This window comes from Streptomyces millisiae, assembly GCF_031845425.1.
GTDB classification, from domain to species: domain Bacteria; phylum Actinomycetota; class Actinomycetes; order Streptomycetales; family Streptomycetaceae; genus Streptomyces; species Streptomyces millisiae.
In genome coordinates this window covers 1-7,949 of the sequence record NZ_JAVREM010000125.1, presented here as the reverse complement: position 1 = coordinate 7,949, position 7,949 = coordinate 1, and the positions used below count along the sequence as shown (strand labels likewise).

Genomic DNA, 7,949 nt, shown 5'->3' with positions numbered 1-7,949 from the left:
GGGGCGGTCCGGGAGCCCCCCCCACGGCCCTCTCCGCCGCGGAACGCCCCGACCGCAGGAGCTCGAGCGAACGTGAGGTCACGCCGCCGGCGTCAGGGGCTCGAAGGCGTCGAAGACCATGGAGAAGATCCGGTCCTGGAGCACCCCGTGCTCGGCGTGCCGGATGGCGATCAGCCGGGCCAGTTCGTCCACCTGCTCCTCGCTCAACGCCGCCGAGGCCAGCGACTCCACGGCCACGGAATGGGTGGCGCACCACTCCAGAATCGCCCCGAACCCGTTGACGGACGCCACGAACGGCCGCTGGTCGACGTTCTTCCAGGCGATGGCGAGTTCTTCGAGCGTGCTGGTCCCCGACCCCTCGGGTATCAACATGCGCCGCGCCCTGCGGGTGAGTCGGGCCACGTACTCCTGGCGGTCGCCGATGTGCATCAGCCGCGCCGTCGCCCGGAATCCCAGCTCGGGCAGCAGCTCGGCGAAGTCCCACAGCAGGGAGATGGAGCCGCCCTCGACGATCAGCAGCGGGTGCCGCTCGCCGAGCTCGCGCAAGGTCCCGATCAGCGAGTCCAGGGCGTCGGCGGCGGTGAAGTCCCCGTCCGCCACGGTCCGTTCGGCCAGGCGGACCCGCTGGACGCCGGCCTCCTCGTCCCCCGCCCGGGCGCTGGTGGTCGCCAGGTCGGTGAAGCACTGGATCCGGTCCGCCACCACGATCGGCGCCCCCGTGACGCGGGCCAACTCGGTGGCCGCCGTACTCTTCCCCACCCCCGTGGGACCCGCGATGATATGGATCACCTGTGCGCTTTCCGCGTCGACCTCGGACACGGTTTCCCCCTTCGACTGCCCCACCTGGTCACCTACGACCATAGGCCCGGGCCTTCCACGGCGCGTCACTCGTTGAAGCATTTACTGTCTCAACGCTCGGGAAAGCGAGTAAAGGTTTTCCATCTCCCCCGCTTTTGACGCCGCCCTGACGCGCCGGGCGCCCCGAGGGGTTGACTTCAAGGAATGTTGAACTTCTAGGCTCTGGCGCCATGAGCATGGAGATGACCGCCTGGCACGCCCTCTACAACGCCCGACACGCGGCCGAGGACCAACGCCCCTTCTCTCGCGCCGTGTTGCGAAGGATCGGCGCGTTCGCCCGGCCTCATCGCCGGGAGCTCGGCTGGTTCCTGGTGCTCAGCGTCGCGGGCGCCGCGCTCGGCGTGGCCACGCCGGTGCTGGCCGGTCGGGTGGTCAACGCCATCACGGGCGGCCAGGACCGGGGCACCGTCGTCACGCTGGCGCTGCTGATCGCCGGGATCGCCGTCGCCGAGGCCGGGCTCGGGCTGCTCACCCGCTGGCTGTCGGCGCGGATCGGCGAGGGGCTGATCCTCGACCTGCGCACCACCGTCTTCGACCACGTCCAGCGGATGCCGATCGCGTTCTTCACCAGGACCAGGACCGGCGCGCTGGTGAGCCGGCTCAACTCCGACGTGATCGGCGCGCAGCGGGCGTTCAGCGACACGCTCTCCGGGGTGGCGGGCAACCTGGTGATGCTGGTGCTCACGCTCGGCGTGATGGTCTCCATCTCCTGGCAGATCACCCTGCTCGCGCTGCTCCTGCTCCCCGTCTTCGTGCTGCCCGCCCGCCGGATGGGCGCGCGCCTCGCCAGGCTCTCGCGGGAGGCCGCCGACCACGACGCGGTGATGGCGACCCAGATGACCGAGCGGTTCTCGGCGCCGGGCGCCACCCTGGTCAAGCTGTACGGGCGGCCGGCCGAGGAGTCGCGGGAGTTCGCGCTGCGGGCCGGCCGGGTGCGGGACATCGGGATCCGCACGGCGATGCTGCAGATGGCGTTCGTCACCGCGCTGACCCTGGTGTCGGCGCTGGCGCTCGCCCTGGTCTACGGCGTCGGCGGCTACCACGCGTTGCGCGGCAGCCTCGACCCGGGCGCCGTCGTCTCGCTGGCGCTGCTGCTCACCCGGCTCTACGCGCCGCTGACCGCCCTGGCCAGCGCCCGGGTCGAGGTGATGACGGCGCTGGTCAGCTTCCAGCGCGTCTTCGAGGTGCTCGACCTGGAGCCGCTGATCAGGCAGGCGCCCGACGCCCGTCCGGTGCCGGAGGGCCCGGTCGGGGTGGAGTTCGAGAACGTGGACTTCGGCTACCCGGCGGCCGACCGGGTCTCGCTCGCCTCGCTGGAGGAGGTGGCGACGCTGGACACCAGGGGCGGCGAGCAGGTGCTGCACGGCGTCTCGTTCCGCGCCGAGCCCGGGCAGCTGGTGGCGCTCGTCGGCTCGTCGGGCGCCGGCAAGTCCACCATCGCGCAGCTGCTCCCCCGCCTCTACGACGCGGACGCCGGCACGGTGCGCGTCGGCGGCGTCGACGTGCGCGAGCTGACCGCCGACTCGCTGCGGGCGACGCTGGGCATGGTCACCCAGGACGGCCACCTCTTCCACGACACCATCCGCGCCAACCTGCGCCTCGCCAGGCCGGGGGCCGACGACGCCGAGCTGTGGGACGCGCTGCGCAGGGCCAGGCTCGACGACCTGGTCGCCACGCTGCCGGACGGCCTCGACACGGTGGTCGGCGAGCGGGGCTACCGGCTCTCGGGCGGGGAGCGGCAGCGCCTGACCATCGCCAGGCTGCTGCTCGCCAGGCCCCGGGTGGTGATCCTGGACGAGGCGACCGCGCACCTGGACGCCACCTCGGAGGCGGCGGTGCAGGAGGCGCTGACCGAGGCGCTGGCCGGCCGGACCTCGGTGGTGATCGCGCACCGGCTCTCGACCATTCGGGCCGCCGACCAGATCCTGGTCGTCGAGGACGGCCGGATCGTCCAACGCGGCACCCACGAGGAGCTGTTGGCGGCCGGCGGACGGTACGCCGAACTGCATGCGACGCAGTTCGCCGAGCCGGGGCGTCAGCCGTCTGACGCGCCGTCTACTCCGGTCGGCGCACAATGACGGGCATCACCCCCCACATGCACACAAGATGATCAGTATGACCCTCAGCCTTGATCATCTTCGCCGCTGCACCCTGGCCGTGGACCTCGGTGCCGCCCGCACCCGCGTCTACCTCAAGCAGTCGGGACTCATCGTCGACGAGCCGTCCGTCGTCGCCGTCAACACCCAGACGGGCGCGCTGATCGCGGTGGGCGCCCCGGCCGAACGGATGTCGGGCCGGACCCCCGCCAACATCCGGGTGATCCGCCCGATCACCGGCGGCACCGTCGTCGACATCGACGTCGCCCAGCGGATGCTGCGTGCCATGGTCGGCAACAAGCTGCGGCGCGCCTGGCGGCGCAAGCCGCTGCTGCGCGCCGCCGTCTGCATCCCGCACGACGCCGACCCGCTGGCGCGGCGGGCGGCGCTCGAGACGCTGGTCGGCGTCGGCGCCCGCCGGGTCGAGCTGGTGGACAGCCTGGTGACGGCGGCGGTGGGCTGCGGACTGCCGGTCGAGGAGCCGGAGGCGACGATGATCGTGCAGTGCGGCGCGGCCACCACGGAGGTCGCCGTGCTGTCGCTCGGCGCGATCGTGGCCGCCGAGAAGGTGCCGATGGGCGGCGAGACGGTGGACCGGGCGCTGATGCAGTACCTGCGCAACGAGCACGAGCTGCTGCTGCCGAGCCAGGCCGTGCGGCCGCTGCACGAGGCGTTGGCCGACCCCGTCGACCAGGTCGCCGAGGTGTCCGGCCGGGACGTGGCCACCGGCCTGGCCCGCACCGTCACGATCGACCCCAGGTCCCTGCGGGCCGCCGTCACCCCGCCGCTCACGGCGCTCCTCGACACCATCCGCGCCGTGCTGCACCGCTGCCCGCCCGACCTGGTGGCCGACCTCGGCGACCGGGGCGTGATGCTCACCGGCGGCGCGGCCGGGCTGCCGGGGCTCGACCAGATGATCCGCCAGTCGACCGGGATGCCGGTGAACGTGGCCGAGGAGCCGGGACTCTGCGCGGTCATGGGCCTGGGCGCGATGCTCGAAGGCCGGTTCAGGCAGCGGGAGATCGCCGAGCCGAACTTCAAGCGCCACGAGTCGGGCATGGGCGGCGGCGACCTCAAGCGGCGCTTCAGACGCCAGGTCAAGGCGTCGGGGAAGGCGTCCGGCACCTCCACGGGCGCCGGCCTCGACGAGAGCCTCGTCGACCCGATGCCGGAGCCGACGAGCATGGCCTGAGAAGTCGCCGCCGGCCGTCCCGCCTACGATGCCGGGACATGGACGACGCCGGCACCCCACCACCACCGCCACCGCCGCCGCCCGCGCCGTCGTTCTGGCGCGGGCAGTGGTCCGTGGTGGCGGTGGTCGCGCTCGGCGGCGGCCTCGGCACGGCCGCCAGATACGGTGCCGGCCTGCTCTGGCCGACGCAGGGCGCCGGCTTTCCCTGGACCACGCTGCTGGTCAACGTGGTGGGCTGCGGCTCGATCGGGGTGCTGACGGTGCTGGTCACCGAGGTGTGGGCGACGCCGGCGCACCGGCTGGTGCGGCCGTTCCTCGGCACGGGCGTGCTCGGCGGCTTCACCACCTTCTCCACCTACTCGCAGGACATCGAACGGCATCTGACCGAAGGTCGGGCGCTCACCGCCGTGAGCTACCTGCTGCTCACCCTGGTCGGCGCGCTCGCCGCCGTCCTGGGCACGACGGCCGCGACCCGCCGGCTGGGGAGGCGAGCATGAGAACCCTGCGGCTGACCGTCCTGCTCGGCGAGGACGACACCTGGCGACGGCGCCCCCTCTCCACCGAGGTCGTGCACCGCGCGCACCGGGCGGGGCTGGCCGGCGCCAGCGTCTTCAAGGGCGTCGAGGGCTTCGGCGCGTCCTCGGTGGTGCACACGGCGCGGCTGCTCTCGCTGAGCGAGGAGCTGCCGGTGGCGGTGATCGTGGTGGACGCGGAGGAACGGGTCAGGGCCTTCCTGCCCGAGCTGACGGAGCTGCTCGCCGGGCGCGGCCTGGCGACGGTGGAGGTGGTCGAGGTGGTGGGGCGGTGAGCCGATCGTGCACTGGCTGCTGGTGATCGGGGGCGGCGTGGTCGGGGCGCCGCTCCGCTACCTGACGGACCGTGCGATCCAGCGGCGCCACGACTCGGTCTTCCCCTGGGGGACGCTGACGGTCAACGTCACCGGCTGCCTGATCCTCGGCGCGCTGACGGGCGCGGCCCCCGCGGAGGAGCTGCGGCTGCTGCTCGGCACCGGCCTGTGCGGGGCGTTGACGACGTACTCGACGTTCTCCTACGAGTGCCTGCGGCTGGCCGAGGCGGGGGCGTGGACGCTGGCGACGGCGAACGTCTTGCTCAACGTGGCGCTCGGCCTGGCCGCGACGTTCGCCGGCGTCGCCGTCGGCACGACCCTGGGCTGAGTCACGGCGCCGCGGCGCGGGCGGGTTGCGGGGACGGGTGCCGGACGGACCCGTGGCCCGCCGGTCGGCGGGCGAGTGCCGCGACCGCGGCGGACGTGGCCACCGCGGCGAGGCCGGCGAGCAGGTAGACGCGGTCCAGGCCCGCCGCGAGGGAGCCCGTGGCCGCGACCCGGTCCCCGAAGATCGTGCCGAGCACCGCCACGCCCAGCGCGAAGCCCAGCTGTCGGAAGGTGTTGACCGCCCCGCTCGCCATGCCGGCCCGCTCCGGCGGTGCCGCCGCCAGCGCCGCCGAGACCAGCACCGGGATGGCGACGCCCACCCCGACGCCGGTGAGGACCAGGCCCGGCACCAGCACGGTCCACGACGAGCCGGCCGAGATCGCGGTCTGCGCGAGCAGCCCCACGCCGATCAGCAGCAGCCCGCCGCTGACCGCCGCCCACGGCGGTACCCGCTGGAGCAGCCGGCCGCCGACGCCCGCGACCACGAACGCGGAGGCCGCCATCGGCACCACCGCGAGGCCCGCCCGCACCGGGCTGAGGCCCTGCGTGTCCTGGAGCCACAGCATGGTGAAGGCGTAGTGCGCGAAGGCCGCGGCCGTCAGCACCATGCCGGCCACCATCAGCGCGGCGAACGACGGCTGCCGCATCAGCCGCAGGTCGAGCAGCGGATGCGCGGTCCGCGCCTCCACCCGCACGAACGCCAGCAGGGCGAGCGCCGCCACCGCGAAGGACAGCAGCGTCAGGCCGTCCGTCCAGCTCTCCTCGCCGCCCCTGATCAGCCCGTAGGTGAGGGCGCCGGCGGTCAGCGTGAAGGCGACCGTGCCGGGCCAGTCGACGCGGACGCCGGCCCGCGCGGTGTCCCGCGACTCGGCGACGAACCGCCAGGTCAGCGCGATGGTGAGCGCGCTGACCGGCAGGTTGACGAGGAAGATCGCCGGCCACGCCAGGTACTCCGTCAGCACCCCGCCGAGCAGCACGCCGAGCGCCGAGGCCGCGCCGCTCACGGCCCCCCAGACGCCGAACGCGACGCCGCGGTCCCGGCCCGCGTAGGCGGCGGCCAGCAGTGGCGCGTTGGTCGCGAACATCGCCGCGGCCGCCAGTCCCTGCACCACCCGCGCCGCGATCAGCGCCTCCGCGCCGGGCGCCAGCGCGCAGGCCAGCGACGAGAGCGCGAACGCGGCGAGGCCCAGCACATAGACCCGGCGACGGCCGAAGAGGTCGCCGGCCGCGCCCGCGGCCATCAGCAGCGCGGCCAGCGCCAGCGCGTAGGCGTCCATCACCCACTGGAGGTCGGTGAGGCCCGCGTCCAGGTCCTCGGCCATTCGCGGCAGGGCCGTGACGACGATGGTGACGTCGATCAGCAGCATGAAGTTCCCGAGGCAGACCGCGACCAGCGGCCACCACTTCCCGGTTCTCCCGGGCTCTCGCTCAGACACGCCACCAGACTGGCCAGCGCGGACGTGTTCCCCTAGCCACCGGCGCCAGGTCGGCGTCTTCCGACATCGTCTAGCCTCTCCGAGGTGGAATTCGACACACTGGACCGGCACATCACCCAGGCGCTCCACTTCAACGGCCGGGCGCCGTTCACCCGGATCGCCGAGACGCTGGACGTCTCCGACCAGACGGTCGCCCGCCGCTACGCCCGGCTCAGGTCCGCCGGCGTGCTCCAGGTCATCGGCATGACCTGGCCGGCGGCGCTGGGCGAGACCCACTGGGCGGTGCGGGTCGGCTGCGTCCCGGGCGCCGCGGGCGACCTGGCGGAGGCGCTGGCGCGACGCGAGGACACCAAGTGGGTGAGCCTCGTCTCCGGGGGCACCGAGATCGTGCTCAGCGTCCTGGTCGGCTCGGGCGGCTCGCTGCTCGACCGGCTGCCGCACAGCCGGCACGTGACCGGGGTGACCGCGCACTGCCACCTGCACACGTTCTTCGGCGGGCCGCAGAGCCTGGTCGGCAAGCTCGGCACGCTCACCCCGGAACAGATCGAGCGGCTGCGCACGCCGGAGCCGGGACCGCCGGCCGCGCCGGTGAGCGGCATCACCGAGCAGGACCGCCGACTGCTCGCCGTGCTCCGGCGGGACGGGCGGGCGCCGGTGCCGGAGCTGGCCGCGGCCACCGGCTGGACGCCGGCCACCGTCCGGCGGCGGCTCGCCGAGCTGCGCGCCAACGGCACGCTCTACTTCGACCTGGAGTCCGACTTCCGGCTGTTCGGGCTCGCGGCCCGGGTGTGCGTGTGGCTCACCGTCTCGCCGGCGCGGCTCGCCGAGACCGGGGCCGCGCTCGCGGCCCACCCCGAGGTGGCGTTCTGCGCGGCGATCACCGGCGAGAGCAACCTCTTCGCCTCCGTCAACTGCGCCGACGTGGCCTCGCTGTACCGGTACGTGACGACGCGGATCGCCGCCCTGCCGGCCGTGGAGCGGATGGAGATCTCGCCCTCGCTGCGGGTGGTCAAGGGCATCGCGCCACGCGGCCCCGCGTCCCGCTCGCCCCAGGACTGGCGCTAGCTGTATTGCCCTGTGAGGTTGGGGACGCGGCTGGCGGGTGGTTGGCCTTTGAGTGCGGTGTGTCCGCGGTGGTGATTGTAGGTGTGGAGCCAGTTGGGGAAGGCGTCGCGTCGTTCTTGCTCTGATCG

The 7,949-nt window shown here is 73.6% G+C and carries 8 protein-coding genes and 1 pseudogene; 6 read left to right on the top strand and 3 right to left on the bottom strand.

What is annotated here, in order from left to right; all coding sequences use genetic code 11:
• Positions 1–78: 78 nt before the first annotated feature.
• A complete protein-coding gene (locus RNC47_RS35325) occupies positions 79–861 on the bottom strand; it encodes an isopentenyl transferase family protein (RefSeq protein WP_311604892.1) in 783 nt (260 codons plus the stop codon).
• A 167-nt stretch (positions 862–1,028) separates the two neighbouring features.
• On the opposite strand from RNC47_RS35325, the gene RNC47_RS35320 reads away from it, so the two are divergent.
• The 5 genes from RNC47_RS35320 to crcB are packed head-to-tail and all read left to right on the top strand — an operon-like array spanning position 1,029 to position 5,321.
• The gene (locus RNC47_RS35320) at positions 1,029–2,936 is read left to right on the top strand and encodes an ABC transporter ATP-binding protein (RefSeq protein WP_311604890.1); all 1,908 of its coding nucleotides are present in this window, start codon (positions 1,029–1,031) and stop codon (positions 2,934–2,936) included.
• Positions 2,937–2,973: 37 nt separating this feature from the next.
• Positions 2,974–4,146, top strand: coding sequence for a rod shape-determining protein (gene mreB / locus RNC47_RS35315; RefSeq protein WP_311604889.1), 1,173 nt, complete (start codon positions 2,974–2,976; stop codon positions 4,144–4,146).
• Positions 4,147–4,184: 38 nt separating this feature from the next.
• Positions 4,185–4,643: a fluoride efflux transporter FluC gene (locus RNC47_RS35310; RefSeq protein ID WP_311604887.1), complete on the top strand. Its 459-nt coding sequence runs from the start codon at positions 4,185–4,187 to the stop codon at positions 4,641–4,643.
• Positions 4,640–4,954, top strand: coding sequence for a DUF190 domain-containing protein (locus RNC47_RS35305; protein WP_311604886.1), 315 nt, complete (start codon positions 4,640–4,642; stop codon positions 4,952–4,954). Before RNC47_RS35310 ends, RNC47_RS35305 begins: the two co-directional genes overlap by 4 nt.
• A 7-nt stretch (positions 4,955–4,961) precedes the next feature.
• Positions 4,962–5,321, top strand: coding sequence for a fluoride efflux transporter CrcB (gene crcB / locus RNC47_RS35300; protein WP_311604884.1), 360 nt, complete (start codon positions 4,962–4,964; stop codon positions 5,319–5,321).
• A 1-nt stretch (position 5,322) separates the two neighbouring features.
• Here the strand turns inward: crcB and RNC47_RS35295 are convergent, their stop codons facing one another.
• Entirely contained in the window at positions 5,323–6,756 is a 1,434-nt protein-coding gene (locus RNC47_RS35295; RefSeq protein ID WP_311604883.1) for an MFS transporter, read from the bottom strand.
• Positions 6,757–6,840: 84 nt separating this feature from the next.
• Here RNC47_RS35295 and RNC47_RS35290 point away from each other — a divergent pair, with 84 nt between their 5' ends.
• Positions 6,841–7,821, top strand: coding sequence for an Lrp/AsnC family transcriptional regulator (locus RNC47_RS35290; protein ID WP_311604881.1), 981 nt, complete (start codon positions 6,841–6,843; stop codon positions 7,819–7,821).
• On the opposite strand, the pseudogene RNC47_RS35285 reads toward RNC47_RS35290, so the two are convergent.
• Positions 7,818–7,949: pseudogene (locus RNC47_RS35285) on the bottom strand (IS481 family transposase); the annotation flags it as partial. The gene RNC47_RS35290 and the pseudogene RNC47_RS35285 sit on opposite strands and share 4 nt — an antisense overlap.

Bases quoted from the DNA above. Each gene is read 5' to 3' on its own strand.
- RNC47_RS35325 (WP_311604892.1), bottom strand. From the start codon at position 861: ATGGTCGTAGGTGACCAGGTGGGGCAGTCGAAGGGGGAAACCGTGTCC.
- RNC47_RS35320 (WP_311604890.1), top strand. From the start codon at position 1,029: ATGAGCATGGAGATGACCGCCTGGCACGCCCTCTACAACGCCCGACAC.
- RNC47_RS35310 (WP_311604887.1), top strand. From the start codon at position 4,185: ATGGACGACGCCGGCACCCCACCACCACCGCCACCGCCGCCGCCCGCG.
- mreB (WP_311604889.1), top strand. From the start codon at position 2,974: ATGACCCTCAGCCTTGATCATCTTCGCCGCTGCACCCTGGCCGTGGAC.
- RNC47_RS35305 (WP_311604886.1), top strand. From the start codon at position 4,640: ATGAGAACCCTGCGGCTGACCGTCCTGCTCGGCGAGGACGACACCTGG.